The following is a 24,656-nucleotide window of genomic DNA, read 5'->3' on the forward strand; positions in this document are numbered from 1 at the left end:
AGACCACGCCACGGCCGCTCTCGTAACCAGCCCGGGACGACGCCGGCAGACTCTGGAAGCAGTCGGCGCCCCCCAAACACCCTCGAAACCACTCAGGGACCCGACCCGCTAAGCGGATCAGGCCCCTGACCTGGTACTTCACTGTCGGGGTGGCGGGATTTGAACCCACGACCTCTTCGTCCCGAACGCGATCGGGCCCTTTTTGACCTTGCTTCGAGGATACTGACCTGCTCGTTCGCCTTCGGATCAGTCCATTACTGTCCGGGACGGTCCTCGTGCGGCTGCACCGTTTGGCCCCCTGTTTGGCCCCCACGGGAACGGTCTGTAGGGCTCAGCAGCAGGGCTTCAATCGGCGTTGGAACCTCCTTGATGTGGGTCCGGTCGCGGGCCCTCTGCCGCTATGCTGCTAAGTCCAACGCTGTCTCGTTTTGGGCAGTTGCAGGTAGGGGGTAGCGGGGGTCGTATGTCAACCGCGTCAACGTCGCCGTCAGGAGAAGGCGCCCAGGCGGGCACCGCTGAACCAAGCACCCCCGGTGAGGGTGTACAGGAACAGGATAAATCGGCACGCCAAATTGCCCTAGAGAAGCTTGGCATGTGGTTTGTATTTGCCGTCATTTTTGCTGTACTTCCGACGGTTGCAAGATTCCTTCAGGATTTAACTCAGAAGAATCATAAAAATCTCGGCCTGTTTGAGCTGGCCAGCAGGGCAGACCTTTACATTGTTTGTATGGGGTTAACTGCTACGGCTATCGGGCAAGCACTCATGCGTACAGAAGGAAAGATGCCGGGAGCGCTTAAGTTCTGGAGCGTCTTCAATATTGTGATGCTTGCCTTGGTTACATTTCTCGCCGCTGGCACCGACCAGCAAGGCGTTGATACGCATGCGCTTGGCGTGCAGTCTCTGATTCTATTGATTGTTACTCTCGTAAGTACCGGGTTCAGCACGTATCTCTGTGAACTGGAGGCGACGCCGTGAAGCTTACGGAGTATGTGTCGCTACTCGGCACTATTGGGGCGAGTCTGGTTGCGGCAATTGGGGCCTTGATAACCATTTATTTTTCCACCAGGGCAAGCAAGCAGGCCCAACAAGATGTGGAGCGACATGTCCGTGAAATGGAAGCGGAACGTATCAGGCGACTAACGCAAAAGCATGTCAATGAGAAGACGCAGGATGAAGCGATCGACACCACGCGGTCATCTCCTGATGACTGATTCTTGTCAGGTGTCCTTAACAGGTATTATCTACAGAATCCGTCTGGGTTCACGATGCGCCCGGATGTGCCTTAAGTCCTCGCGCCAACGAGGTCGGCGGAAAGCGAAGATTCCTATAGCAGCCTCGAAACGAGTTGGGTAATACCGCTCACAGATGCAACGACCGCGGAAACGCCTTCTGATCCGGCCACCAACGCGGTTAGGAGGCTGTGAATGACAGTCCGGTTTGGCTGCGGGTCTGTTAGCTGATTCTCTAGCTCGGAAATCATGTCTAGCATCTGCTCTCTATCGGCTACTCCTTCTCGGTGCTCCATCAGTAGCTGTCGAAGTTCAGCTAGACGCCCAGAAAGTTCTTCGCTTAGCCCGCCTTGGTAACTTACGTTTTGACCAAACACGCCACCCGATCGAGTGACGTTTGCCCATACATTGGCGGGGAAAGAACCACGATCAACGGGCATTGGTAGATTCTCCCTCTCTCAAATCGGCTGATACAGTACCCTCTGATGCCGTAGCGACGCCCCCCAAGGCCAGCGCTGGCGACATGGCATCTCGGTCGATCTGCGGGGAGGGATTTCTTGCTGCGGACTGAGAGTGCCCCTGAACGCCGAGCTGTTCGAGGACCTTTGGGGCCGCAACACCGATGGCGACGAAACCCACGGCTCCCGATACTTGCCCGGTCTGCGCGAAAGCGGCGCCTAAGCCAGCGCCTAGGCCCATCCGGATGACTACTGAGACGAGGTACTCAGCGAGTGTGAGGGGATCCTTCCCTTTCCACGGGAAGCCCTTCGCCTGGCGAATTGCCGTGTGTAGGTCCCATGCCTCGACGGCACCAGCGCCCACAAGGCCCCATATACATGCCTGCCAAAGCACCATGTGCCCCGCCCCCTTGATTTCATCGGGTCGCACTGGCTAGGCCCCAGCATGACAGTAGGCGGCGGGTTGAGCCAGGACTCAAGCTCCTCTTCTGAGGGGCGGGGCTCGAAGGCCGTGAGCCCGACCGCAATGCTGCAGTGATAGCAGTGACAGCAGTTCAACGCGGCAAGAACCCAGGTTTTTCTTCGGCGAGCGTACGCAACCGAGTGAGGTAGTCCTGCGCTGCTGGTTCCGAGCTGTATCGGCGCCGCATCTCGGCAGCGAGTTCGCGGCTGGTCATGATGAGCGATGGCACTGACTGCCGGTCCCCTTCGAGGGCTCGTTCGCCCATGATGAGTGCCTGCTCCAAGTCGCCCTCACGTGCCGCAGTGACTCCGAGCGTGACCCGCGCTTCCGCGTTGCGCATTGGCGAGCGCTCTGTGCCGTCGAAGTCTGTTCCCGCCCTCAGCACTTCTTCGGCGAGCGTGCGCGCGAGCTTGTCCTCACCGACCAGGCGGTAGCAGTCCATTGCGTAGAAGTCGAACTTGGCTGGGTCCACCACGAAGTGGTTGTCCAGGTTCTCGGGGTAGGGCATCCCTTCGAGCAACTGCCGGCCCTTGTCCAAGGCCACCTCGACTTGGCGGCGGTCGCCGATCCTTGCCCACGCTTTGGCCTCCTGGGCTGCGAGCTGCACGGCCACGCTGTGGTGCTGCGCCGTCTCGGCTCCGGCGCGTGCCGCCGCAATAACGCCGCGGTAGTCGCCGGTCGTGAGTGCGAACCATGCTCGCATCTCGTGTGCCCACCCGGCGACTTCCGCGTGGTCGGCCTCGGTCGCGAGCGAGAGCGCTGCCTGTCGCGTCGACTCGGCAGCGTGGCGTGCGCCTGTGTCGTACTCGACGCAGCCGACGAGTAGGGCGAGCCAGCCGCTCTCCGATCACGGCATCCCGTTGGAGCGCATCGCTCAGCTTGTCGGGCACACGAGTCAGGCGACGACGGAAGCTGTCTACCGTAAGCAACTACGGCCGGTCATTACACAGGGAGCCGAAGCCATGGACGAGATCTTCGCTATTGACGATGATGGCACAGTGGCCTAGGACCCTTCGTCTCAATGCACTGGGCACAGGCCTGTTAGTGATATTGGTCTTCGCTCGCCATTCGGATCAGCTTCGGTGGGAGCGGCTCCGAATGGCGAAGGACGCTGTCTACGTTTCCAGACGGTTGCTGTGGGGCGAGGGATGTTCAGATGGGCAAGGTGGCTCCAGCACTGTTAACTAGCGGCTTCGCGCTTGTCGGCGTCATGGTTGGGGCTTGGCTCACGGCTCGAAGCGGGGATCGCCAGTGGACACGGGCAGAACAGGTGAAAGCCTGCTCACACCTTATGAAGGAGTACGCCCTTATATACGACGCTATGGCGCTTATACGCCGTTACCAGATGCCCGATCTGCATTGGGCCCCATGGAATCAGGCGCTGGCCGAGGTCGCTTTCGTATGCAAGAAACCCGTTGTCGAGGCGGCTTACGCCCTTGACGAAGCGTTCTGGCGTGCCGACTGGGACATTCGCGGAGACCGGATGGGGCAGGACGCATGGCTTGAGTTGCGCCGCCCGATCGAAGAGGCTCGTGATGTTCTCATACACGCCGTTCGCCTTCAGACAAGCGAACGGCTCAAGGGACCTGTCCGGACCTCTGGACGGCCGCCGGATGACGATCCCATGTGGTCGGCACGGCGGGCCCGCGCGAGGCCGAGGGTGAGGATTTGTCTGCCGAAGCTGAACTGTTGGCCGCAGCACTCGAAGCGTTCGGGGGGACCCCGCGCTTCCGGTGGCTGAAGTGATGCTGATCTTGATCTGCTTCGTTTGGCCCCCCGTTTGGCCCCCGAGCATGACAGAGGGCCAATCGCGATCATGCGATTGGCCCTCTGACCAGCGTCGGGGTGGCGGGATTTGAACCCACGACCTCTTCGTCCCGAACGAAGCGCGCTGCCAAGCTGCGCTACACCCCGATGTCGCTGCTGGTGCTGCTTGTCGCGGCGACGTCGTTTACTTTAGCCCACCGGTGGCTGTAGGCGAAATCCGGTTTTGGCGCGGTGGCGGACGGGGTTCGGGCGGGCGTGGTCGAGGGCGATCAGGAGGATGGCCAGGGCGTAGAGGGCGAGGCCGAGGAGGAGGGCGTTGCCCAGGACGCTCTTGTAGCCGTGTAGATCCACGTCCAGGAACGGGTACAGGTAGCGGCCTGGCGTGCCGGGGAGGATCAGCTCGCCTCGCCCGAAGGAGAAGGCCAGGTAGGCGAGCGGGTAGAGGAGCCAGGTCGCTGCCTGGCGGAGGTGCAGGTGGCCGGGGGCGGTCAGGAGGAGCCAGTCCAGTACGGCGGCGATCGGGACCGCCGTGTGCAGGACCTGGTTCGTGACCCAGTGCCAGCCGGTGGGGGGAGCCGTCTCGCCCGGCCCAGTTGTCATGGAGAAGGGGCTCGAGGCGTTCGCCAGGAGGAAGTGGTACACCAACCCCGTGATCACCACGTAGAGGAGGGCCGCGCCCGTCACGGCCGACGGGAGTGGGCGGCGGGCCGTCCAGGCGCGGCGCGCCGAGAGGGTGAGGATCAGGGCCAGGAGCATGTTGCTCTGGATCGTGAAGTAGCTCAGGACGCGGACTGGGCTGCCGAGCAGCAGCTCGATCGTCACGGCCGCAGCCGCCGCGAGGGCGACCAGGAGGCGGTACGAGGCGGCGAGGCGCCGCCGTACGGGGGCCACCACCGCCGTGGCGGGGACGGGTGAGGGCAGTAGCGCGGGCACGCCCGGGACCGCGGGGAGGTCCGGGATGTCCCTGGGTATCGGGGCGGTCATGCCCTCAAGCTAGGCAACTCCGGCATATGGGGCGACGTGGGCGGGCCGTGCGGGTTACGTCACCGCACCGTGCCCAAGCCCCGCAGCGTGTCCAAACCTCGCACCGCGTTCAAGCCCCGCGCACGGAGTTTCAAGCCCCGCACCCGACGCCGTACACCCCACACGACCCTCCACCAGCGCGCCGTACACCCCGCGTGCCTCCACCCCGCGTGCCGCACATCCCGCGCCCCCGCACCGGGCGCCGTACACGCCGCCCTCCTTCACCGGGCGCCGTACACACCGCGCCCCGCACCGGACGCGTACCCCCGCCCTCCCACACCCGGCGAGGCGCATACACCCCGCCCTCCCGCACCGGCACGCCGCCGACCCGAGCTCCGCCCCTCACACCCAACACACCACACACCCTGCCCCTCACACCTCGAAGCGCAGCCGCACCCACTCCGAAGCACAGGCCCGCCACCTCGAAGCGCAGCCGCACCCACCCCGAAGCACAGGCCCGCCACCCCGAAGCGCAGCCCCACCCGCACCCCGAAGCCCGACCCCACCTACCCCCGCTCCACCAACGTCATCAACGTAACCTCCGGCGGACAAGCAATCCGCACCGGCGTATACCGATTCGTCCCGCACCCCGCCGACACATGCAGATACGACGTCCGGCCCTCCGCCCGATGCCGGGACAGTCCCTTCACACGGTCCGTGTCGAGGTCGCAGTTGGTGACCAGGGCGCCGTAGAAGGGGATGCAGACCTGGCCGCCGTGGGTGTGGCCGGCCAGGATCAGGGGGTACGAGTCCGCCGTGAAGGCGTCGAGGACGCGGAGGTACGGGGCGTGGACCACGCCCATCGAGAAGTCCGCGCCGGCCGAGGGGCCGCCCGCCACCTGGGTGTAGCGGTCGCGCTTGATGTGCGGGTCGTCCAGTCCCGTCAGTTCCAGCGACATCCCGTCGATCTTCAGCGTGCCCCGCGTGTTCGTCAGATTCAGCCAGCCCGCCGCGTCGAAGCCGTCCCGCAGGTCCTCCCAGGGGTTGCGGGGCACGTTGACCGGCGGCGGGTTGCCGTTCAGGCCGTGGCGGCCCTGGACCTTCTCCAGGAGATACCGGGCGGGGTTACGGGGCTTGGGGCCGTAGTAGTCGTTCGAACCGAAGACGTACGCGCCCGGGAACTCCATCAGGGGGCCCAGCGAGTCCAGGACCTCAGGGATGCCCTCCGGGTCGGACAGGTTGTCGCCCGTGTTGATCACGAAGTCGGGGCGCAGGCCCGCCAGCGAGCGCAGCCAGCGCTGCTTCTTGCGCTGGCCGCCGACCATGTGGATGTCGGAGACCTGGAGGAGGCGCAGGGGACGCATCCCTCTGGGCAGGACGGGCACCGTGACCCGTCGGAGGCGGAAGGAACGGGCCTCGAACCCCGCCGCGTAAGCCACACCGGCGGCACCGGCCGCCGCGATCCCCAGAGGTACTCCGTATCGAGCGCGCATATCTCCATCGTGTCAGACCCGCGGGACCGGCCGAGCCCACCACCCCTTCGTCGCCGGCGCCCCAGCCGGGGATCCGGCCGAGGATCCAGCCGGCGCCCCACGGCCCTTTAAATGAACGGGCGTCGGCCCTCGTACACCTGCGACAATCAAACTCATGACCACCACCCTCAAGTCGAAGCTCCAGGACGACCTCAACACCGCGATCAAGGCGCGCGACGAGCTCCGCTCCTCGACGCTCCGGCTGACGCTCACCGCGATCACCAAGGAGGAGGTCGCCGGCAAGGAGAAGCGGGAGCTCTCCGACGACGAGGTCCTCAAGGTGATCACCAAGGAGGCGAAGAAGCGCCGCGAGGCGGCCGACGCCTTCGCGCAGGGCGGTCGTGCCGAGAGCGCGGAGCGGGAGAAGGCGGAGGGCGAGGTCCTCGCCGAGTACCTGCCGAAGCAGCTCAGCGACGAGGAGCTGGACGGGATCGTCGCCGCGGCCGTCGAGGAGGCGAAGGCGGCCGGCGCCGAGGGGCCGCGGGCCATGGGCGCCGTCATGAAGATCGTGAACCCGAAGGTCGCGGGCCTGGCCGAGGGCGGCCGGGTCGCCGCGGTCGTCAAGAGGCTCCTGGCCGGCTGACCGACCCGAGGCCGGACGAGCAGACGAACGGCCCCTTTCTCCTCGTAGAGACTTCTCTTCTACGAGGAGAAAGGGGCCGTCGGCGTATTCAACGCACGGCGTCGGCCGCGCCGCCGCCTGCTGAGCCGGCCGCTGCGCTAGCCGCGCCCTCCCCCGTTGCCGTTCCCGTTGCTGGTGCCCTGGAACAGGTTGTCCGGGATGGAGAAGGTGGGCGTCGGGAAGCTGGTGCCGCCCGTGTCGGTGCCGCCGGTGTCCGTGCCGCCGTCGTTCTGGCCGCCGTCGGTGGTGCCGCCGTTGTCACCGTTGTCGCCGTCGTCGTTGCCGTTCCCCTTGCCCTTGTTGGCGTCGGGGATGTTGACGAGGTTGAAGTTCTCGACCGCATGCCCTTCCAGTGCGCCGGTCATCATGTCGCGCCAGATCGGGCCCGGGACCTGGCCGCCGTAGACCTTCTCGTTCCAGACGCCGCCGATGGTGATGTTCTTCATCTGGCGCTCGTGGGCCGGGTCGCCGACCCAGACCGCGCCCGCCATGTTCGGCGTGAAGCCGACGAACCAGGCCGCGTAGCGGTTGTCCGTCGTACCGGTCTTACCGGCGCTCGGGCGGTCGCTGAGGCCGGCCTGGGTACCCGTACCGTCCTCGACCACGCCCTTCAGCAGCGTCGTCACGGTGTCGGCGGTCTTCTCCGACATGGCGCGCGAGCAGGTCGACTTCGGCACCTCGAAGGACTTCTTCTGAGTGCCGACGGTCTGGGTGATCGACTCGATGGCGATCGGCGTGCAGTACATGCCGCGCGAGGCGAAGGTCGCGTACGCGTTCGCCATGGTCAGCGGGGACATCTCCTGGGTGCCGAGCGCGATGGAGGGCGCCTGCTGGAGCGTCTTGCCGTCGGCCCGCTGGACGCCCATCTTCTGTGCCATCGTGGTCACCGGGCAGATGCCGATGTCGCTGATCAGCTGCACGTAGTAGGTGTTGACCGACTTGGCGGTCGCCTCCTTCATCGAGTACGGGCCGTGTTCCGACTCGCTCTCGTTCGTGAGCTTGACGCCCTTCTCGTCCCAGGTCCTGCCGTCACAGGCGGAGACCGGCGCCGGGTAGTCCATCTCGTACGGCGAGGAGTACTGCTGCGTCGCCGGCGTGCCGCCCTCGATGGCGGCCGCGGCCACGATCGGCTTGAACGTCGAACCGGGCTGGTAGCCGGCGCCACCGCCCATCGACGCGTTGACCGACAGGTTGATCTGCGTCTCGTGCTTGCCGAAGCCGTACGGCCGCGACTGGCCCATCGCCAGGATCTTGCCGGTGCCGGGCTCGACGATGGTGGCGGCGGTGGCGACCGCGTCGCTCTTGTAGACGTGCTCCTTGATCGACGACTGGACCGACTCCTGCGACTGCGGGTCGAGGGTCGTACGGATCGTCAGACCGCCCTGGTTCCAGACCTTCGCCCGGGCTTCCTTGGTCTTGCCGAAGATCGGGTCGGTCAGGAAGACCTCGCGCACGTAGTCGCAGAAGAAGCCGGCGCCCTTGACCGCGGTGATGCAGCCGTTCTTCGGCTGGCTCGGGTTCAGGCCCAGCGGCGTCTTCTTGGCCTTGTCGGCCTCCGCCTGCGAGATGTCGCCCATGTCGGCCATGCGCTGGAGCACGACGTTACGGCGCTTGGTGGCCTCAGTGGAGTCGTTGACCGGGTCGTACCGGGTCGGCGACTGGACGATGCCCGCGAGCAGCGCCGCCTGCTGGACGTTGAGGTCCTTGGCGTGCTTGGAGAAGTAGCGCTGGGACGCGGCCTCGACGCCGTAGGCCTGCTCGCCGAAGAACGTGATGTTCAGGTAGTTCTCGAGGATCTTCTTCTTGCCGAGCTCTTCCTCGAGCTGGATCGCGTACTTCAGCTCCTTGATCTTGCGGCCGAGGGTCTGCTGGGTGGCCTGCGCGACCTTCGTCGGGTCGTCGCCGGCCTCCTCGATGGCCACGTTCTTCACGAGCTGCTGGGTGAGCGTGGAGGCGCCCTGGGCGACCCCGCTGCTCTGCACGTTCTTGTTGAGGGCGCGCAGCACGCCCTTCAGGTCGATCGCGCCGTGCTGGTAGAAGCGCGAGTCCTCGATCGCGACGATCGCCTTCTGCATGTACGGCGACATGTCCTTGAGGGGGACCACCGTGCGGTCGCGCGAGTACACCGTGGCGATCTGGCCGCCGTCGGCGTCGAGGATCGTGGTGCGCTGACTCAGCGGCGGGGTCTTGAGGTTGGCCGGGAGCTCGTCGAAGCTCTCCACCGATCCCTTGGCCGCGAGCCCCAGCGCGCCGAAGGCGGGCAGCGCGATGCCGGCCATGACGGCTCCTGCGAGCACACTGACACCGAGGAACTTGGCGGCCTGCTGCGTTGGCGACAGACCACCGCCCGAGCGCTTCTTTGGCATGAGGGCAGCCTACGTTCTCATTCGCCGGACACACGTCAAGGCCTTGGCCTAAGCTGCTCTCAACTGTCACAGCAGTAGGGCCACGTATCAATACGTCCGGCGACCCCGAATCGTTCCGGAGGTTCCCCAACTTTTTTGGTGGGGACGTGTCCGAATCCGCCTTGTGTGTCGGGCGGTGTCCGTTGTGACTCCATGGAACTGTCCCGGTTTGCCGGGAAGGTCACGCATGTCACCAGCTCACTCCCCCGGGTGATCTGCCGCTTACGCATAGTCCGTTCGGGCCATTCAAGATTGGGCCCGAAGGGGGTGTTGCGCTGTGCCCACCTTCCGTAACGTCCTCAACTGGCGGCGGTGAATATGCCGCTGCCGCCGTGGGGGAGCCTCGATTCGGGAGAGGACGGCGCCGGTATGGGCTGGGTAACCGACTGGAGTGCGCAGGCCGCCTGCCGCACTACCGATCCGGATGAACTGTTCGTTCAGGGAGCAGCGCAGAACAGGGCCAAGGCGGTGTGCACCGGATGTCCGGTACGCACCGAATGCCTGGCCGATGCGCTCGACAACCGCGTCGAGTTCGGCGTGTGGGGAGGCATGACGGAGCGGGAGCGCCGCGCACTGCTGCGCAGGCGACCCACCGTCACCTCCTGGCGCCGGCTGCTCGAGACGGCTCGTGTGGAGTACGAGCGCGGCGTGGGCATCCTGCCGCTCGACGACGACGAGATGTACGAGAACTACGCGGCGGTGAGCTGAGGCCACCCCTCAACTCACTCGACGGCAGCCTCGGGCAGCTCCGGCCGGTTGGCCGCGAGCCGGTCGCCGATGTTCCGCAGTCCTGCGAGGTCGTGTACGTCGCCGGGCAGCGCGGCCACTTCGGCCACCGCCACCTCGGGGTGGCGTGCCGTGAAACGGTCGCGCGTGCGCTGCTCGCGGGAGAGCAGCTGCATACGCTCGGCGTGCAGCCTCAACAGGCCCGCGGTGAGCTGGTCGACGTCCCGATCCGCCCCGGGGGAGTGGGGCTCGGATGCGGGAGATTCTGAACTGCCGTACGTGTCGGGAGAGTTACGAAGTCCAGCTTTCCCGCCGTCCTGATCCACAATGCGGGGGTCCACAAGATTTTCCGCGGCGGCGAGCGCACGCTCGGCCGACAACCGGTCGGCGCCGCTGCCGTGGACCCGGTTGAGCACCAGTCCGGCCAGCGGCATGTCCTCGGCCGCCAGCCGCTCCACGAAGTACGCGGCCTCGCGCAGTGCGTCCCGCTCCGGCGCCGCGACCACGAGGAACGCCGTCCCGGGCGCCTGCAGCAGCTTGTACGTGGCGTCCGCGCGCGTGCGGAACCCACCGAAGGTCGTGTCCATCGCGGCCACGAACGTCTGGACGTCCTTGAGGAGTTGGCCGCCCAGCAGCTTGCCGAGGGTGCCGGTCATCATCGACATCCCGACGTTCAGGAACTTCATCCCCGCGCGGCCGCCGAGCTTGGCCGGCGCGGTCAGCAGCCGGATCAGCCGGCCGTCGAGGAACGAGCCGAGCCGCTTGGGCGCGTCCAGGAAGTCCAGCGCCGAACGGGACGGCGGGGTGTCGACGACGATCAGGTCCCACTCGTCCCGGGCCCGCAGCTGCCCGAGCTTCTCCATCGCCATGTACTCCTGCGTGCCCGCGAAGCCCGCCGAGAGCGACTGGTAGAAGGGGTTCGACAGGATCGCGGCCGCCCGCTCGTGGTCCGCGTGCGCCTCGACGATCTCGTCGAAGGTGCGCTTCATGTCGAGCATCATGGCGTGCAGTTCGCCGTCGCCGTCCACGCCCTTCACCTTGCGCGGCGTGTTGTCGAGCGAGTCGATGCCCATGGACTGGGCGAGCCGGCGGGCCGGGTCGATGGTCAGCACGACCACCTTGCGCCCGCGCTCGGCGGCCCTGAGCCCGAGGGCCGCCGCGGTGGTGGTCTTGCCGACCCCGCCCGAGCCGCAGCACACCACGATCCGGGTCTGCGGGTCGTCGATCAGCGGGTCGACGTCGAGCACGCGCGCGGGGGAGAGGCGGTGCTGGCGGGCGCCGTCCTGGTCTCCTGTCGGGTTCGCACTCATGACATCCCCTGCTTCCGCAGCTCCGTGGCCAGCTCGTACAGCCCCGCCAGGTCCATGCCCTCGACGAGCAGCGGCAGTTCGTGCAGCGGCAGGCCCAGCTCGGCGAGGACCGACCGCTGTTCGTGCTCCAGCGCGTACCGCTCGGCGTACTCCTCCGCCTGCTGGAGCAGCGGGGCGACCAGCTTCTCGGCGTTCCCACCGCGCCGCGCGCCGCCCAGGCCCGCCGCCGACAGCGCCTTCGCGACAGAAGAACGCGGCACGCCCCGGACGAGTTCCAGATCGGTCGCGTCCAACACCTCGGGCCGCACCATGTTGACGATGATCCGGCCCACCGGCAGCTTGGCCGCGCGCAGCTCGGCGATGCCGTCCGCGGTCTCCTGGACCGGCATCTCCTCCAGGAGCGTGACCAGGTGCACGGCCGTCTCCTTGGACTTCAGCACCCGCATCACGGCCTGCGCCTGATTGTGTATCGGCCCTATCTTCGCGAGGCCCGCCACCTCGTCGTTCACGTTCAGGAACCGCGTGATGCGGCCGGTGGGCGGCGCGTCCATGACCACGTAGTCGTACGCGAACCGTCCGGCCTTGTCCTTCCTGCGCACCGCCTCGCACGCCTTCCCGGTCAGGAGTACGTCCCTGAGGCCGGGCGCGACGGTGGTGGCGAAGTCGATCGCGCCGAGCTTCTTCAGGGCTCTGCCCGCGCTCCCGAGCTTGTAGAACATCTGGAGGTAGTCCAGAAGGGCCAGTTCGGGGTCGATGGCGAGGGCGTACACCTCCCCGCCCCCTGGAGCGACGGCGATCTTCCGCTCCTCGTAGGGCAGCGCTTCCGTCTCGAAGAGCTGCGCGATGCCCTGCCGGCCCTCGACCTCGACGAGAAGCGTCCGCTTCCCCTCGGTCGCGAGGGCCAACGCGAGGGCGGCGGCGACCGTGGTCTTTCCGGTCCCGCCCTTGCCGCTGACGACCTGGAGCCTGCTCACGTCTTCGAGCCTAACCAGTCCGTGTGCCAACCAAGCGACAGCCTGTGGACAACGCGACCACAGGACGTACCCGGGCAGCGGCTAAAGTCGGCCACATGACCAAGTGGGAATACGCAACCGTGCCTCTGCTCGTCCACGCCACGAAGCAGATTCTGGACACCTGGGGCGAGGACGGGTGGGAGCTCGTTCAGGTCGTGCCCGGGCCGAACAACCCCGAGCAGCTGGTGGCCTACCTGAAGCGGGAGAAGCCGTAATGGGCGCCGTCGAGGCGAGGCTCGGCGAGCTGGGGCTGAGCCTGCCGGAGGTCGTTCCGCCGCTGGCCGCCTATCAGCCGGCCGTTCAGTCGGGTGTGTACGTCTACACGTCCGGCCAGCTCCCCATGGTCGAGGGCAAGCTGCCCGTCACCGGCAAGGTCGGCGGCGAGGTCACCGCCGAGGAGGCCAAGGAGCTCGCCCGCACCTGCGCGCTGAACGCCCTGGCCGCGGTCAAGTCCGTCACCGGCGACCTGGACCGCATCGCGCGCGTGGTGAAGGTCGTCGGCTTCGTCGCCTCGGCCTCCGACTTCACCGGCCAGCCCGGCGTGATCAACGGCGCGAGCGAGCTGCTCGGCCAGGTCCTCGGCGACAAGGGCGTGCACGCGCGCAGTGCGGTCGGCGTGGCGGTGCTGCCGCTGGACGCGCCGGTCGAGGTCGAGATCCAGGTGGAGCTCACCGAGGCGTAGGCCCTGGTACGGCCGTCGGGCACCTCTCGAACATTCGCGCACCACGGGATAGCCTCCGCCCATGGCGAATGGGCAGTGGTTTCCGCAGGACTGGCCGGAACGCATCCGTGCGCTCGCCGAGGGCACGCTCACCCCGGTCGTTCCCAAGCGCGCGGCCACCGTCATGCTCCTGAAGGACACCGACGGCGGCCCCGCCGTCCACATGCTGCGCAGACGCGCCTCCATGGCCTTCGCCGGAGGCGCGTACGCGTATCCGGGCGGCGGCGTCGACCCGCGCGACGACGAGCACCAGATCCGCTGGGCGGGCCCCACGCGCGCGTGGTGGGCCCAGCGCCTCGGTGTGGACGAGGCGGCCGCCCAGGCGATCGTCTGCGCCGCCGTCCGGGAGACGTACGAGGAGGCGGGCGTCCTGCTCGCCGGGCCCGCCGCCGACTCCGTGGTCGGCGACACCACGGGCGAGGACTGGGAGGCGGACCGCGCGGCCCTGGTCGCCCGCGAGTTCTCCTTCGCCGAGTTCCTGGACCGCCGCGGCCTGGTCCTGCGCTCCGACCTGCTCGGTGCCTGGACCCGCTGGATCACCCCGGAGTTCGAGACCCGCCGCTACGACACGTTCTTCTTCGTCGCCGCCCTCCCGCACGGCCAGCGCACCCGCAACGCCTCCACGGAGGCCGACCGCACGGTGTGGACCCGGCCGGGAGAGGCCGCCGACGGCTACGACAAGGGCGAGCTGCTGATGATGCCGCCCACCATCGCGACCCTGCGCCAACTGGCCCCGTACGCCTCGGCCGCCGAGACGCTCGCCGCGGCCCCCGACCGCGACATGACCGCCGTACTGGCGAAGGCCCGTCTGGAGGACGACGAGATCGTGCTGACCTGGCCGGGGCACGACGAGTTCACCAAGCACATTCCGACCGACAGCTCGCCGGCACCGTCGGCGGAGGCTCCGACCGACCTCCCGGCCGGGGGAGCCTCCGCATGACCGACGCCGCTCCGGCCGCCCCGAAAGGTCTCCTCGCATGACGGACGCCGCAGCCCTCCCCGGCCAGCCGCGCGGCGGGGTCCTCACCGGCCCCGCCACCCCGCGGGCCGTCAACGTCCTGGCGCCCAACGCCTCGGCGATGACGCTCGACGGCACGAACACCTGGATCCTCGCCGAGCCGGACTCCGAGCTGGCCGTCGTGGTCGACCCCGGGCCGCTGGACGAAGGCCATCTGCGCAACGTCGTCGACACGGCCGAGAAAGCCGGCAAGCGCGTCGCGCTCACCCTCCTCACCCACGGCCACCCGGACCACGCGGAGGGCGCCGCCCGCTTCGCCGCGCTGACCGGCACGAAGGTGCGGGCCCTGGACCCGGCACTGCGGCTCGGCGACGAGGGGCTGGCCGCGGGAGACGTGGTCACGGTCGGCGGCCTGGAGCTCAGGGTCGTACCGACCCCCGGCCACACCTCGGACTCCCTCTGCTTCCATCTCCCGGCCGACCGGGCCGTCCTCACCGGCGACACCATCCTGGGCCGCGGCACGACGGTCGTGGCGCACCCCGACGGCCGCCTGGGCGACTATCTGGACTCGCTACGACGGCTGCGCTCGCTCACGGTCGACGACGGCGTCCACACGGTGCTCCCCGGCCACGGCCCGGTCCTGGAGGACGCCCAGGGCGCGGTCGAGTTCTACCTCGCCCACCGCGCCCACCGGCTCGCCCAGGTCGAGACGGCCGTCGAGGACGGCTACGGCACCCCGTCCGAGGTCGTCGCCCATGTGTACGCGGACGTGGACCGCTCCCTGTGGCCGGCGGCCGAGCTGTCGGTACGCGCACAGCTGGACTACCTGGAGGAACACGGCCTGATCTAGGCCGTGCACGCACGCGTGGCCGCGCGGAGGCGCCGGAGAACGGCCCGTCAGCGAGACCGCTTGGCGAGCCTTTCGACGTCCAGGAGGATCACCGCACGCGCCTCCAGGCGGAGCCACCCCCGCTGCGCGAAGTCGGCCAGCGCCTTGTTGACCGTCTCGCGGGACGCGCCGACCAGCTGGGCCAGCTCCTCCTGCGTCAGGTCGTGGACGACGTGGATGCCCTCCTCGGACTGCACGCCGAAGCGGCGGGACAGGTCCAGGAGCGCTCGGGCCACTCGGCCGGGGACGTCGGAGAAGACCAGGTCGGACATCGCGTCGTTGGTCTTGCGCAGCCGGCGCGCGACGGCGCGCAGCAGGGCGCCCGCCACCTCGGGCCGCGCGCTCAGCCAGGGCTGCAGGTCGCCGTGGCCGAGACCCAGCAGCTTGACCTCGGTCAGCGCGGTGGCGGTGGCCGTCCGCGGACCCGGGTCGAACAGTGACAGCTCGCCGATCAGCTCACTCGGGCCGACGACGGCGAGCATGTTCTCGCGGCCGTCGGGGGAGGTGCGGTGCAGCTTGACCTTGCCCTCGGTGACGACGTACAGCCGGTCACCGGGGTCGCCCTCGTGGAAGAGCGAGTCACCGCGCGCGAGGGTCACCTCACTCATGGAGGCGCGGAGCTCCGCGGCCTGCTCGTCATCGAGCGCCGCGAAGAGCGGGTTCCGCCGCAGAACGTCGTCCACGAGTTCTCTCCTTGTCGACCTGCTCAGGGGATCTTGCTCCCCTTGGTACCAGGGGACCGTGCTCCCCATTTTGCCGGACGGTCCAAACAGTGTGATCTGTCACAAGGATGCCGCACAGGTGTCCCGAGGTAAGCGGCAGGGGTCCAATTGGGGGCTGATCTTCCGGGTCCGGGGCGGATGTCAGTGCCGGGCTTTAGGCTGGCCGGGTGTCCAAATCGCCGGTGAGAGCACAGGCCAAGGGGGCTGGGCGGGTGGTTGTACGTCGTGATTCCGCTGTGGGCGAACAAGACTCCGGTGGCGGAAAGAAACCGGCAAAAACGACAAAGAGGGCTGCGGTGAAGAAGGTCGCGCCGGCAAAGGGCGAGTCGCACACGGCCCTCGTCCGCCGAGCCCGCCGTATCAACCGCGAGCTCGCCGAGGTGTATCCGTACGCCCACCCGGAGCTGGACTTCGAGAACCCCTTCCAACTCGTGGTCGCCACGGTGCTGTCCGCGCAGACCACCGACCTCAGGGTCAACCAGACGACACCGGGCCTCTTCGCCAAGTACCCCACCCCCGAGGACCTGGCCGCGGCCAACCCCGAGGAGGTCGAGGAGATCCTCCGCCCGACCGGCTTCTTCCGGGCGAAGACCAAGTCGGTGATAGGGCTGTCGAAGGCGTTGGTGGAGCAGTTCGGCGGCGAGGTGCCCGGCAGGCTGGAGGACCTGGTCAAGCTGCCCGGCGTCGGCCGCAAGACGGCGTTCGTCGTCCTCGGGAACGCCTTCGGGCGCCCCGGCATCACCGTGGACACGCACTTCCAGCGGCTGGTGAAGCGGTTCCGGTGGACCGAGCAGACCGACCCCGACAAGATCGAGGCGGCGGTGGGAGCGCTCTTTCCCAAGAGTGACTGGACCGACCTCTCGCACCACGTGATCTGGCACGGCCGCCGTATCTGCCACGCCCGCAAGCCCGCGTGCGGCGCCTGCCCGATCGCCCCGCTCTGCCCGGCGTACGGCGAGGGCGAGACGGATCCCGAGAAGGCGAAGAAGCTCCTCAAGTACGAGAAGGGCGGCTTCCCGGGCCAGCGCCTGCGGCCCCCGCAGGCCTACCTGGACGCGGGTGGCAAGGCGGCTCCGCCGCTGGGGGCCGGATGACAGCCTGGTCGCAGGCGGCGGTCGGGCCGGCGTCGGCCGGCCTCGCCGGGGACCCGGATGTCGGTTCAGGGGCGATCTCAGGGTCGATCTCGGGGCCGACCTCAGGGGTGTCGCCTGGAACGATCAAGGAGCTGCCCGGCGTTGTATCGGGCAGACGACGGGGGTGGCGATGACGCGGGCGAGTGAGACACAGGGTGGGGCGGTGACGCTCAGCACCGAGGGGCTGCCGGGGTGGCTGGACCCGGTGGTGCGGGCCGTGGAGACCGTGGAGCCACGGCAGTTGAGCCGGTTCCTGCCGCCCGAGGACGGGGCGGGGCGGCAGTCCGCGGTGCTCGTGCTGTTCGGCGAGGGCGAGCGCGGGCCCGAGCTGCTGCTCATGGAGCGGGCCAGCTCGCTGCGCTCGCACGCGGGCCAGCCCTCGTTCCCCGGTGGTGCCCTCGACCCCGAGGACGGCGACCCGAAGGCCGACGGGCCGTTGCGGGCCGCTCTCCGCGAGGCCGAGGAGGAGACCGGGCTCGACCCGGCCGGCGTCCAGCTCTTCGGCGTGCTGCCCAAGCTGTACATCCCGGTCAGCGGCTTCGTGGTGACCTCGGTGATGGGCTGGTGGCGCGAGCCGAGCCCGGTCGGCGTGGTCGATCCGAACGAGACGGCGAGGGTCTTCACCGTCCCCGTGGCGGATCTCACGAACCCGGACAACCGCGCCGTGACCGTCCACCCCAGCGGCCACCGAGGTCCGGCATTCCTGGTCGAATCGGCCCTGGTCTGGGGCTTCACTGCGGGAATCATCGACCGCCTGCTCCACTACTCCGGCTGGGAGCGCCCCTGGGACCGGGACAAGCAGGTCTCGTTGGACTGGCGGGCATGACAGGGTGTCTGCCGTGAACGTGCTGGACATCCTGTTGCTGGTCGCCGCCGTGTGGTTTGCGATCGTCGGCTATCGCCAGGGCTTCGTCGTCGGCATTCTGTCGGTGATCGGCTTCCTGGGCGGCGGACTCGTCGCGGTCTACACGCTGCCCGTCATCTGGGACGCGCTGACCGACAACTCCGAAGTGAGTACGACAGCCGCCGTCGTCGCGGTCGTCGTCGTCATCGTCTGCGCCTCCGTCGGCCAGGCCCTGACCACCCACCTCGGCAACAAGCTGCGCCGGTACATCACCTGGTCCCCGGCCCGCGCCCTGGACGCGACCGGCGGCGCCCTGGTCAACGTTGTCGCGATGCTCCTCGTGGCCTGGCTGATCGGCTCCGCCCTCGCCGGCACCACGCTGCCGACCCTCGGCAAGGAGGTCCGCAGCTCCAAGGTGCTGCTCGGCGTCTCCCGCGCGCTGCCGGACCAGGCCGACACCTGGTTCGCGGACTTCTCCTCGGTGCTCGCGCAGAACGGCTTCCCGCAGGTCTTCAGCCCGTTCTCGAACGAGCCGATCACCGACGTGCAGCCCCCCGACCCGGCCCTGGCGAACAGCCCGGTGGCCACGCGCGCGAAGAGCTCCATCGTCAAGGTCATGGGCACCGCCACGAGCTGCGGCAAGGTCCTGGAGGGCTCCGGCTTCGTCTTCGGCGACCGCCGCGTCATGACCAACGCACACGTCGTGGGCGGCGTCGACGAACCCACCGTCCAGATAGGCGGCGAGGGCCGGAAGTACGACGCCAAGGTCGTCCTCTACGACTGGCACCGCGACATCGCCGTACTCGACGTGCCCGACCTCAGGGCGCCCGCGCTCAAGTTCGCCACCACGGACGCCAGGAGCGGCGACGGCGCGATCATCGCGGGCTTCCCGGAGAACGGCTCGTACGACGTCCGCGCCGCACGTGTGCGTGGGCTCATCCCGGCCAACGGCCCGGACATCTACCACCGCGGCACCGTCCGCCGCGACGTCTACTCGCTGTACGCGACCGTCCGCCAGGGCAACTCCGGCGGCCCGCTGCTCACGCCCGAGGGCAAGGTGTACGGCGTGGTCTTCGCGAAGTCGCTCGACGACGCCGACACCGGGTACGCGCTCACCGCCGACGAGATCCAGGAGGACATCGTCAAGGGTCGTACCGCGAACCAGCAGGTGGACAGCGACAGCTGCGCCCTGTAGGGCGTCAGCCTCGAGGGTGGCGCAGGCGTACCGAGACCCAGCGGGCCCGGCGGCGCAGGATGCGCGGGATGCCCACCCGGAGGTCCGTCCCCGGCAGTTGCGGGGCGCCTCCTTGGTGGTGGCTCAGCCCGTTGGCCGAGCGGCGGTTGCGTGCTGCGTCACTGTAGTCGTGCGTCCAGCCCATACCCCGACGTCTGCCCCTGCCCCATGGTCGATAACCACCCCCGTGGACCCCAATTGGCCTATGCGCCGGGCAATTGGCTGTTCGTAGGACAGATGTTCAGTTCCGGATACCGGGCGCACAGGCTCGGTCACCGATCGGGTTCGGGATCTTTCAGCCAATTGACCAGTTCTGTGGAGAAAGTGACCGGATCCTCCTCGTGCGGGCTGTGCTTTCCCGGGGGACACCCCCCGGACCCCCGGCCGGGCTCAGCCGACGTGTGCCTCATCGGTCGGGCTCCGGATCCTTCAGCCAGTTGACGAGCTCCGTCGTGAACGTGACCGGATCTTCCTCGTGCGGGAAGTGCCCCAGCCCGTCGAACAGCCGCCAGCGGTACGGCGCTTCGACGTACTCGCCGGATCCGGCCGCGCTCCGCGTCCGCATCACCGGGTCGAGCGAGCCGTGCAGATGGAGCGTCGGCACCCGCAGCGGCCGCTTCATGCGGCGGTTGAACTGGATGCCGTCCGGGCGGGCCATCGACCGCACCAGCCAGCGGTACGGCTCGATCGAGCAGTGCGCCGTCGAGGGGATGCACATCGCGCGGCGGTACGTCGTGAGCGTCTCGTCGTCGGGTGCGTTCAGGCCGGACCAGTCCCGGATCAGCTCGGCGACCAGCTCACCGTCGTCGGCGGTGAGCTGCCGCTCGGGGATCCAGGGGCGCTGGAAGCCCCAGATGTAGGAGCCCGCGCGGGTCTGCCGGACGTCGGAGAGCATCGCCGAGCGCCAGCGCCGGGGATGCGGCATCGAGGCGACCGCGAGCCGGCGTACCAGCTTCGGGCGCATCACGGCCGCCGTCCAGGCCAGGTAGCCGCCCAGGTCGTGGCCGACCAGCGCGGCGTCCGGCTCGCCGAGGGAGCGGATCACGCCGGTGACGTCGAGGGCGAGGTTGACGGGGTCGTAGCCGCGCGGGGTGCGGTCGCTGCCGCCGACGCCGCGCAGGTCCATGGCGACGGCCCGGAAACCCGCGTCGGCGAGCGTGCTCAGCTGGTGCCGCCAGGACCACCAGAACTGCGGGAAGCCGTGCAGCAGCAGCACCAGCGGGCCGTCGCCGGCCTCGGCGATGTGGAAGCGCGCGCCGTTGGCGGCGACGTCGCGGTGCGTCAGCTTCGTACCGTCGGGAAGGGTGTCCGGTCGTACGAGCGAGGCCGGTTGCGCCGAAGGTGTGGCGGGATCCGTCATGAGGTCGAGCGTCCCACAGCCTCGATGGCCGCGGGGGCCCGGTCCTCGATGGCCGGCGTCTCCGGGCGGGGGTGCGGCTTGGCCTTCTGCAGCACGTTCGCCGTCTCCTTCATGGACGCGGCCACCTTCTGCGGGCCCTGGCCCTTCTTGGCCTTCTTCGCGAACACCACGCCGATCAGCGCGAGCACGACCGCGACCAGCACGTTCGCCGCGAAGGAGAGCAGGAAGCAGATCGCGAGGTTCCAGTCGCTCCAGGTCCGGATCCCGTACGCCAGCGCGAAGTTGAGCATCGGCAGGGAGAACACCAGCACCATCGCGGCCACCGTGAACGCGCCGCCGCTCGTCACGCCGCGCTTCACGTCCTGCTTGAGCTGCGCCTTGGCCAACGCGATCTCGTCGTGCACCAGCGCGGACATCTCGGTCGTCGCCGAGGCGAACAGCTGGCCGATGCTGCGTTCGGCGCCGACCGGGCTGCCGTCGGGTGCGCTCATCGCGGTCTCCCTCACTGTCTTTTTGTACCGTCCCGTCAGATCATGCCGGACGGCCGTCCTCGTCGCCTGCCCCGCCCGCCACTTCGGCAAGCGCGCGTCGTTCGGCTTCCTTGATCACGGCGATCCGGCGGTGCTCGGCGGCCTTGTTCTCGTAGATCTCCGCCATCCTCAGGTGGTACGCCGGATCGTCCTCCTCGTAGATGTCCGGGATGCCGTCCAGGTCGTCGTCCCGCTCCTCCGCCGCGCACAGCCGGCGGTACTTGGCGTTCCGCAGCTTCAACAGCACGGTCGCGAGGGTCGCCGCGATGAGCGAGCCGACGAGTACGGCCGCCTTGACCTCGTCCGTGAGCGTCGCGTCGCCGTCGAAGGCGAGCTCGCCGATGAGCAGCGACACGGTGAAGCCGATGCCGGCCAGGGCGGCGACGGCGAACACGTCCGCCCACTCCAGGTCTTCGCTGAGCGACGCCCTGGTGAAACGTGCCGTCAGCCAGGTCCCGCCGAAGATCCCGACCGCCTTGCCGACGACGAGCCCGAGCACCACGCCCAGCGTCTCCGGCCTGGTGAACACATCGCCGAGCGCGCCGCCGGAGACGGTGACACCGGCGCTGAACAGCGCGAACAGCGGGACGGCGAGGCCCGCCGACAGGGGTCGTACGAGATGCTCGATGTGCTCACCGGGGGAGTGCTCCTCGCCCTCGTGACGGTGGCAGCGCAGCATCAGGCCCATCGCGACGCCGGCGATGGTGGCGTGCACGCCGCTGTTGTACATCAGCGCCCAGATGACGAGCGCGAGCGGGACGTACACGTACCAGCCCCGTACGCCCTTGCGCAGCAGCAGCCAGAAGACGGCCAGGCCCACGACGGCGCCGCCGAGCGCCGCGAAGTCGATGCTGCTGGTGAAGAAGACCGCGATGATCAGGATCGCGAAGAGGTCGTCGACGACCGCGAGGGTGAGCAGGAAGGCGCGCAGGGCGCTCGGCAGGGACGTCCCGATGACGGCGAGCACCGCGAGCGCGAAGGCGATGTCGGTGGCGGTCGGCACGGCCCAGCCGCCGAGCAGACCGTCGCCGGTGAGGTTGGTGAGTGTGTAGACGAGCGCCGGTACGGCCATGCCGCACAGGGCCGCGACGACCGGCAGCGCGGCCGCCCTGGGGTCGCGCAGGTCACCGGCGACGAGTTCGCGCTTGAGCTCGATGCCGGCGACGAAGAAGAAGACCGCGAGCAGTCCGTCGGCGGCCCAGTGCGCGACGGAGAGGTTCAGGCCGAGTGCCCCGGGGCCCAGGTGGTAGTGGCTCACGGTCTCGTAGCTGTCGTGCAGGGCGGGTACGTTCGCCCAGATCAGCGCGGTGACGGCGGCAACGAGGAGCAGCACACCGCCGACGGTCTCGGTGCGCAGCGCGTCCGCGACGAAGGTCCGCTCGGGGAGGGAGAGACGGCCGAGGAACTTGCGGGGGGCGGGGGAGCGGGGCGCGGCCATCGGGGGAGACCTCCGGTCGGTGGGCAGGGCAGGGCTACTCGCCGACCAGACTTCCCGGCACACCTCTAGGGGTCACGTTGTTTTGCTTAGTTTACCTAAAAGGGGCGCCCGGCGCGTTTCCGCGCCGGGCGCCCCTTCGGGAGTGGGTCCCCTGCTGGGTCAGTCCTCGCTGGGTGCGGCGGGGAGCTTGACCTGGATGAGGTCCATGACGGTGGAGTCGGTCAGCGTCGTCACGTCGCCGAGCTGGCGGTTTTCGGCGACGTCGCGCAGGAGCCGGCGCATGATCTTGCCGGAGCGGGTCTTCGGCAGTTCAGCGACCGGGAGGATGCGCTTCGGCTTGGCGATCGGGCCGAGGGTGGCGCCGACGTGGTTGCGGAGGTCGTTGACGAGGTTCTCGTCGTCGGCGTTGGCGGTGCCGCGGAGGATGACGAAGGCGACGATTGCCTGCCCGGTGGTCTCGTCCGCCGCACCCACGACGGCCGCCTCGGCGACGGAGGGGTGGGACACGAGCGCCGACTCCACCTCCGTCGTGGAGATGTTGTGGCCGGAGACGAGCATGACGTCGTCGACGCGGCCCAGGAGCCAGATGTCGCCGTCGTCGTCCTTCTTGGCGCCGTCGCCGGCGAAGTACTTGCCCTCGAAGCGGGACCAGTAGGTGTCGAGGAAGCGCTGGTCGTCGCCCCAGATGGTGCGGAGCATGGACGGCCAGGGTTCGGTGAGGACGAGGTAGCCGCCGCCTCCGTTGGGCACCTCGTTGGCGTCGTCGTCCACCACGGTCGCCGAGATGCCGGGCAGCGGGGTCTGCGCGGAGCCGGGCTTGGTGGCGGTCACGCCAGGCAGGGGGGAGATCATCATGGCGCCGGTCTCGGTCTGCCACCAGGTGTCCACGATCGGTGTCTTGTCGGCGCCGATGTGCTTGCGGTACCAGATCCAGGCTTCCGGGTTGATCGGCTCACCGACCGAGCCCAGCACCCGCAGGGACGACAGGTCGAACTTGGCGGGGATGTCGTCGCCCCACTTCATGAAGGTGCGGATCGCGGTCGGGGCGGTGTACAGGATCGTCACCCCGTACTTCTGCACGATCTCCCAGAAGCGGCCCTGGTGCGGGGTGTCCGGCGTCCCCTCGTACATGACCTGGGTGGCGCCGTTGGCGAGCGGCCCGTAGACGATGTAGGAGTGGCCGGTGACCCAGCCGACGTCGGCGGTGCACCAGTACACGTCCGTCTCGGGCTTGAGGTCGAAGACGGCGTGATGGGTGTAGGCGGCCTGGGTGAGATAGCCGCCGGAGGTGTGCAGGATGCCCTTCGGCTTACCCGTCGTACCGGACGTGTAGAGGATGAACAGCGGGTGCTCCGCCTCGAACGCCTCGGGCGTGTGCTCGGCGGACTGGCGCTCGACGATGTCGTCCCACCACACGTCCCGGCCCTCGGACCAGGCGACCTCCTGGCCGGTACGGCGCACCACCAGGACGTGCTCGACGTTGTCGACCTTGGCGATCGCCTCGTCCACGGCCGGCTTGAGCGCGGAGGGCTTGCCACGCCGGTAGCCGCCGTCGGAGGTGATGACGACCTTGGCGTCGGCGTCCTGGATGCGGGTCGCGAGGGCGTCGGCGGAGAAGCCGCCGAAGACGACGGAGTGGGCGGCGCCGATGCGGGCGCAGGCCAGCATCGCGATCGCGGTCTCCGGGATCATCGGCATGTAGACGGCGACTCGGTCACCCTTCGAAACCCCCAGCTCCAGCAGGGCGTTCGCGGCCTTGGACACCTCGTCCTTCAGCTCGGCGTAGGTGATCGCGCGGTGGTCGCCGGGCTCGCCCTCGAAGTGGATCGCGACCCGGTCGCCGTTGCCCGCCTCGACATGCCGGTCCACGCAGTTGTAGGCGACGTTGAGCGCACCGTCGGCGAACCACTTGGCGAACGGGGGGTTCGTCCAGTCCAGCGTCTCGGTGGGCTCCTTCGCCCAGGTCAGTCGGCGGGCCTGCTCGGCCCAGAAGCCGAGCCGGTCAGCCCTGGCCTGTTCATACGCCTCCGCGGTGACGTTGGCGCTCGCGGCCAGGTCGGCGGGGGGTGCGAACCTGCGCTCTTCCTTGAGCAGGTTGGCCAGGCTCTCGTTGCTCACGGCATCTGCCTTTCCCGGGGTGTCCGTTGTGTCCCAGGCCACAGCTCATCAGACCCGAGGGGCCGATGACAAGGGTCGTCCGAAAATTGGTTTAGACCTGTCATCGGGTCGCCCGACCGGCAAAGTCGATCAGGGGCCCTCGGTTGCCGCAACCAGGGTCATCCGTACCCACGGAGACCGGCCGGGCGGGGTTCAGGAATGTAATCCCCTTCACACCCGC

General features: G+C 68.5%; 24 protein-coding genes and 1 tRNA gene. 11 read left to right on the forward strand and 14 right to left on the reverse strand.

The window, feature by feature from the left end; all coding sequences use genetic code 11:
* Positions 1 to 463: 463 nt before the first annotated feature.
* A complete protein-coding gene (locus ACQEWB_RS26320; protein WP_432835054.1) occupies positions 464 to 976 on the forward strand; it encodes a hypothetical protein in 513 nt (170 codons plus the stop codon).
* Positions 973 to 1,212, forward strand: coding sequence for a hypothetical protein (locus ACQEWB_RS26325; RefSeq protein ID WP_432835056.1), 240 nt, complete (start codon positions 973 to 975; stop codon positions 1,210 to 1,212). Before ACQEWB_RS26320 ends, ACQEWB_RS26325 begins: the two co-directional genes overlap by 4 nt.
* 1,030 nt (positions 1,213 to 2,242) lie before the next feature.
* Here the strand turns inward: ACQEWB_RS26325 and ACQEWB_RS26330 are convergent.
* The 5 genes from ACQEWB_RS26330 to ACQEWB_RS26350 all read right to left on the reverse strand — a co-directional run bounded on the left by ACQEWB_RS26330 (position 2,243) and on the right by ACQEWB_RS26350 (position 6,374).
* Positions 2,243 to 2,854, reverse strand: a complete 612-nt coding sequence (locus ACQEWB_RS26330; protein WP_432835058.1) for a hypothetical protein — start codon at positions 2,852 to 2,854, stop codon at positions 2,243 to 2,245.
* 579 nt (positions 2,855 to 3,433) lie between these two features.
* Positions 3,434 to 3,700, reverse strand: a complete 267-nt coding sequence (locus ACQEWB_RS26335; RefSeq protein WP_432835060.1) for a hypothetical protein — start codon at positions 3,698 to 3,700, stop codon at positions 3,434 to 3,436.
* 291 nt (positions 3,701 to 3,991) lie between these two features.
* Positions 3,992 to 4,065 (reverse strand) — tRNA-Pro (locus tag ACQEWB_RS26340).
* Between the two features lie 42 nt (positions 4,066 to 4,107).
* A complete protein-coding gene (locus ACQEWB_RS26345) occupies positions 4,108 to 4,902 on the reverse strand; it encodes a Pr6Pr family membrane protein (RefSeq protein WP_432835062.1) in 795 nt (264 codons plus the stop codon).
* A gap of 545 nt (positions 4,903 to 5,447) precedes the next feature.
* Positions 5,448 to 6,374, reverse strand: coding sequence for a metallophosphoesterase (locus ACQEWB_RS26350; protein WP_432835064.1), 927 nt, complete (start codon positions 6,372 to 6,374; stop codon positions 5,448 to 5,450).
* 154 nt (positions 6,375 to 6,528) lie between these two features.
* Between ACQEWB_RS26350 and ACQEWB_RS26355 the strand changes: the two genes are divergently transcribed.
* Positions 6,529 to 6,996, forward strand: a complete 468-nt coding sequence (locus tag ACQEWB_RS26355) for a GatB/YqeY domain-containing protein (RefSeq protein WP_432835066.1) — start codon at positions 6,529 to 6,531, stop codon at positions 6,994 to 6,996.
* 137 nt (positions 6,997 to 7,133) lie between these two features.
* On the opposite strand, the gene ACQEWB_RS26360 is transcribed toward ACQEWB_RS26355, so the two are convergent.
* On the reverse strand, positions 7,134 to 9,401 hold the full coding sequence (locus tag ACQEWB_RS26360; RefSeq protein WP_432835068.1) for a transglycosylase domain-containing protein: 2,268 nt from the start codon (positions 9,399 to 9,401) through the stop codon (positions 7,134 to 7,136).
* A gap of 408 nt (positions 9,402 to 9,809) precedes the next feature.
* Between ACQEWB_RS26360 and wblA the strand changes: the two genes are divergently transcribed.
* Entirely contained in the window at positions 9,810 to 10,148 is a 339-nt protein-coding gene (wblA, locus tag ACQEWB_RS26365) for a transcriptional regulator WblA (RefSeq protein ID WP_232649554.1), read from the forward strand.
* Positions 10,149 to 10,162: 14 nt separating this feature from the next.
* On the opposite strand, the gene ACQEWB_RS26370 is transcribed toward wblA, so the two are convergent.
* Both ACQEWB_RS26370 and ACQEWB_RS26375 read right to left on the reverse strand, forming a co-directional pair.
* Complete coding sequence (locus ACQEWB_RS26370; RefSeq protein WP_432835070.1) at positions 10,163 to 11,476, reverse strand: ArsA family ATPase; 1,314 nt, start codon at positions 11,474 to 11,476, stop codon at positions 10,163 to 10,165.
* A complete protein-coding gene (locus tag ACQEWB_RS26375; RefSeq protein WP_432835073.1) occupies positions 11,473 to 12,450 on the reverse strand; it encodes an ArsA family ATPase in 978 nt (325 codons plus the stop codon). The genes ACQEWB_RS26370 and ACQEWB_RS26375 overlap by 4 nt, the downstream gene beginning before the upstream one ends.
* Before the next feature lie 95 nt (positions 12,451 to 12,545).
* Here ACQEWB_RS26375 and ACQEWB_RS26380 point away from each other — a divergent pair, with 95 nt between their 5' ends.
* The 4 genes from ACQEWB_RS26380 (at position 12,546) to ACQEWB_RS26395 (ending at position 15,018) form a co-directional block, all read left to right on the forward strand.
* A complete protein-coding gene (locus ACQEWB_RS26380) occupies positions 12,546 to 12,704 on the forward strand; it encodes a DUF4177 domain-containing protein (protein ID WP_019992579.1) in 159 nt (52 codons plus the stop codon).
* Positions 12,704 to 13,171 carry a RidA family protein gene (locus tag ACQEWB_RS26385; protein WP_432835076.1) on the forward strand — a complete coding sequence of 156 codons (468 nt, stop codon included), beginning with the start codon at positions 12,704 to 12,706 and terminating at the stop codon, positions 13,169 to 13,171. The genes ACQEWB_RS26380 and ACQEWB_RS26385 overlap by 1 nt, the downstream gene beginning before the upstream one ends.
* Positions 13,172 to 13,232: 61 nt before the next feature.
* Entirely contained in the window at positions 13,233 to 14,150 is a 918-nt protein-coding gene (locus ACQEWB_RS26390) for an NUDIX hydrolase (protein WP_432835078.1), read from the forward strand.
* A 37-nt stretch (positions 14,151 to 14,187) separates the two neighbouring features.
* A complete protein-coding gene (locus tag ACQEWB_RS26395; RefSeq protein WP_432835080.1) occupies positions 14,188 to 15,018 on the forward strand; it encodes an MBL fold metallo-hydrolase in 831 nt (276 codons plus the stop codon).
* Positions 15,019 to 15,065: 47 nt separating this feature from the next.
* On the opposite strand, the gene ACQEWB_RS26400 is transcribed toward ACQEWB_RS26395, so the two are convergent.
* Positions 15,066 to 15,740 carry a Crp/Fnr family transcriptional regulator gene (locus tag ACQEWB_RS26400; RefSeq protein ID WP_115906767.1) on the reverse strand — a complete coding sequence of 225 codons (675 nt, stop codon included), beginning with the start codon at positions 15,738 to 15,740 and terminating at the stop codon, positions 15,066 to 15,068.
* 251 nt (positions 15,741 to 15,991) lie between these two features.
* On the opposite strand from ACQEWB_RS26400, the gene nth reads away from it, so the two are divergent.
* From nth to ACQEWB_RS26415, 3 genes are all read left to right on the forward strand, one after another.
* Complete coding sequence (gene nth / locus ACQEWB_RS26405) at positions 15,992 to 16,873, forward strand: endonuclease III (RefSeq protein WP_432835083.1); 882 nt, start codon at positions 15,992 to 15,994, stop codon at positions 16,871 to 16,873.
* A gap of 169 nt (positions 16,874 to 17,042) precedes the next feature.
* Positions 17,043 to 17,738, forward strand: coding sequence for an NUDIX hydrolase (locus tag ACQEWB_RS26410; protein ID WP_432835085.1), 696 nt, complete (start codon positions 17,043 to 17,045; stop codon positions 17,736 to 17,738).
* Positions 17,739 to 17,751: 13 nt separating this feature from the next.
* Entirely contained in the window at positions 17,752 to 18,951 is a 1,200-nt protein-coding gene (locus ACQEWB_RS26415) for a MarP family serine protease (RefSeq protein ID WP_432835087.1), read from the forward strand.
* Between the two features lie 4 nt (positions 18,952 to 18,955).
* Here the strand turns inward: ACQEWB_RS26415 and ACQEWB_RS26420 are convergent, their stop codons facing one another.
* The 5 genes from ACQEWB_RS26420 to acs form a co-directional block, all read right to left on the reverse strand.
* Positions 18,956 to 19,135 (reverse strand): hypothetical protein, encoded by a 180-nt coding sequence (locus tag ACQEWB_RS26420; protein WP_432835089.1) that lies wholly within the window; start codon positions 19,133 to 19,135, stop codon positions 18,956 to 18,958.
* 261 nt (positions 19,136 to 19,396) lie between these two features.
* On the reverse strand, positions 19,397 to 20,350 hold the full coding sequence (locus ACQEWB_RS26425) for an alpha/beta fold hydrolase (protein ID WP_432835091.1): 954 nt from the start codon (positions 20,348 to 20,350) through the stop codon (positions 19,397 to 19,399).
* On the reverse strand, positions 20,347 to 20,841 hold the full coding sequence (locus ACQEWB_RS26430; RefSeq protein WP_432835093.1) for a phage holin family protein: 495 nt from the start codon (positions 20,839 to 20,841) through the stop codon (positions 20,347 to 20,349). Before ACQEWB_RS26430 ends, ACQEWB_RS26425 begins: the two co-directional genes overlap by 4 nt.
* A gap of 40 nt (positions 20,842 to 20,881) precedes the next feature.
* Positions 20,882 to 22,318 (reverse strand): Na+/H+ antiporter NhaA, encoded by a 1,437-nt coding sequence (nhaA, locus tag ACQEWB_RS26435; protein WP_432835095.1) that lies wholly within the window; start codon positions 22,316 to 22,318, stop codon positions 20,882 to 20,884.
* A gap of 159 nt (positions 22,319 to 22,477) precedes the next feature.
* Positions 22,478 to 24,478 carry an acetate--CoA ligase gene (gene acs, locus ACQEWB_RS26440; protein ID WP_432835097.1) on the reverse strand — a complete coding sequence of 667 codons (2,001 nt, stop codon included), beginning with the start codon at positions 24,476 to 24,478 and terminating at the stop codon, positions 22,478 to 22,480.
* Positions 24,479 to 24,656 lie beyond the last annotated feature (178 nt).

Origin of the sequence: Streptomyces sp. CA-249302 (assembly GCF_050936785.1) — a bacterium.
In the GTDB taxonomy this organism is placed as follows: domain Bacteria; phylum Actinomycetota; class Actinomycetes; order Streptomycetales; family Streptomycetaceae; genus Streptomyces.

Coding starts and splice junctions, on each gene's coding strand:
- ACQEWB_RS26360 (WP_432835068.1), bottom strand. CDS start 9,401: ATGCCAAAGAAGCGCTCGGGCGGTGGTCTGTCGCCAACGCAGCAGGCC.
- ACQEWB_RS26380 (WP_019992579.1), top strand. CDS start 12,546: ATGACCAAGTGGGAATACGCAACCGTGCCTCTGCTCGTCCACGCCACG.
- ACQEWB_RS26345 (WP_432835062.1), bottom strand. CDS start 4,902: ATGACCGCCCCGATACCCAGGGACATCCCGGACCTCCCCGCGGTCCCG.
- nhaA (WP_432835095.1), bottom strand. CDS start 22,318: ATGGCCGCGCCCCGCTCCCCCGCCCCCCGCAAGTTCCTCGGCCGTCTC.
- ACQEWB_RS26370 (WP_432835070.1), bottom strand. CDS start 11,476: ATGAGTGCGAACCCGACAGGAGACCAGGACGGCGCCCGCCAGCACCGC.
- ACQEWB_RS26410 (WP_432835085.1), top strand. CDS start 17,043: ATGACGCGGGCGAGTGAGACACAGGGTGGGGCGGTGACGCTCAGCACC.
- ACQEWB_RS26320 (WP_432835054.1), top strand. CDS start 464: ATGTCAACCGCGTCAACGTCGCCGTCAGGAGAAGGCGCCCAGGCGGGC.
- ACQEWB_RS26385 (WP_432835076.1), top strand. CDS start 12,704: ATGGGCGCCGTCGAGGCGAGGCTCGGCGAGCTGGGGCTGAGCCTGCCG.
- ACQEWB_RS26330 (WP_432835058.1), bottom strand. CDS start 2,854: ATGCGAGCATGGTTCGCACTCACGACCGGCGACTACCGCGGCGTTATT.
- ACQEWB_RS26355 (WP_432835066.1), top strand. CDS start 6,529: ATGACCACCACCCTCAAGTCGAAGCTCCAGGACGACCTCAACACCGCG.
- wblA (WP_232649554.1), top strand. CDS start 9,810: ATGGGCTGGGTAACCGACTGGAGTGCGCAGGCCGCCTGCCGCACTACC.
- ACQEWB_RS26430 (WP_432835093.1), bottom strand. CDS start 20,841: ATGAGCGCACCCGACGGCAGCCCGGTCGGCGCCGAACGCAGCATCGGC.
- ACQEWB_RS26390 (WP_432835078.1), top strand. CDS start 13,233: ATGGCGAATGGGCAGTGGTTTCCGCAGGACTGGCCGGAACGCATCCGT.
- ACQEWB_RS26350 (WP_432835064.1), bottom strand. CDS start 6,374: ATGCGCGCTCGATACGGAGTACCTCTGGGGATCGCGGCGGCCGGTGCC.
- ACQEWB_RS26425 (WP_432835091.1), bottom strand. CDS start 20,350: ATGACGGATCCCGCCACACCTTCGGCGCAACCGGCCTCGCTCGTACGA.
- ACQEWB_RS26395 (WP_432835080.1), top strand. CDS start 14,188: ATGACGGACGCCGCAGCCCTCCCCGGCCAGCCGCGCGGCGGGGTCCTC.
- ACQEWB_RS26420 (WP_432835089.1), bottom strand. CDS start 19,135: ATGGGCTGGACGCACGACTACAGTGACGCAGCACGCAACCGCCGCTCG.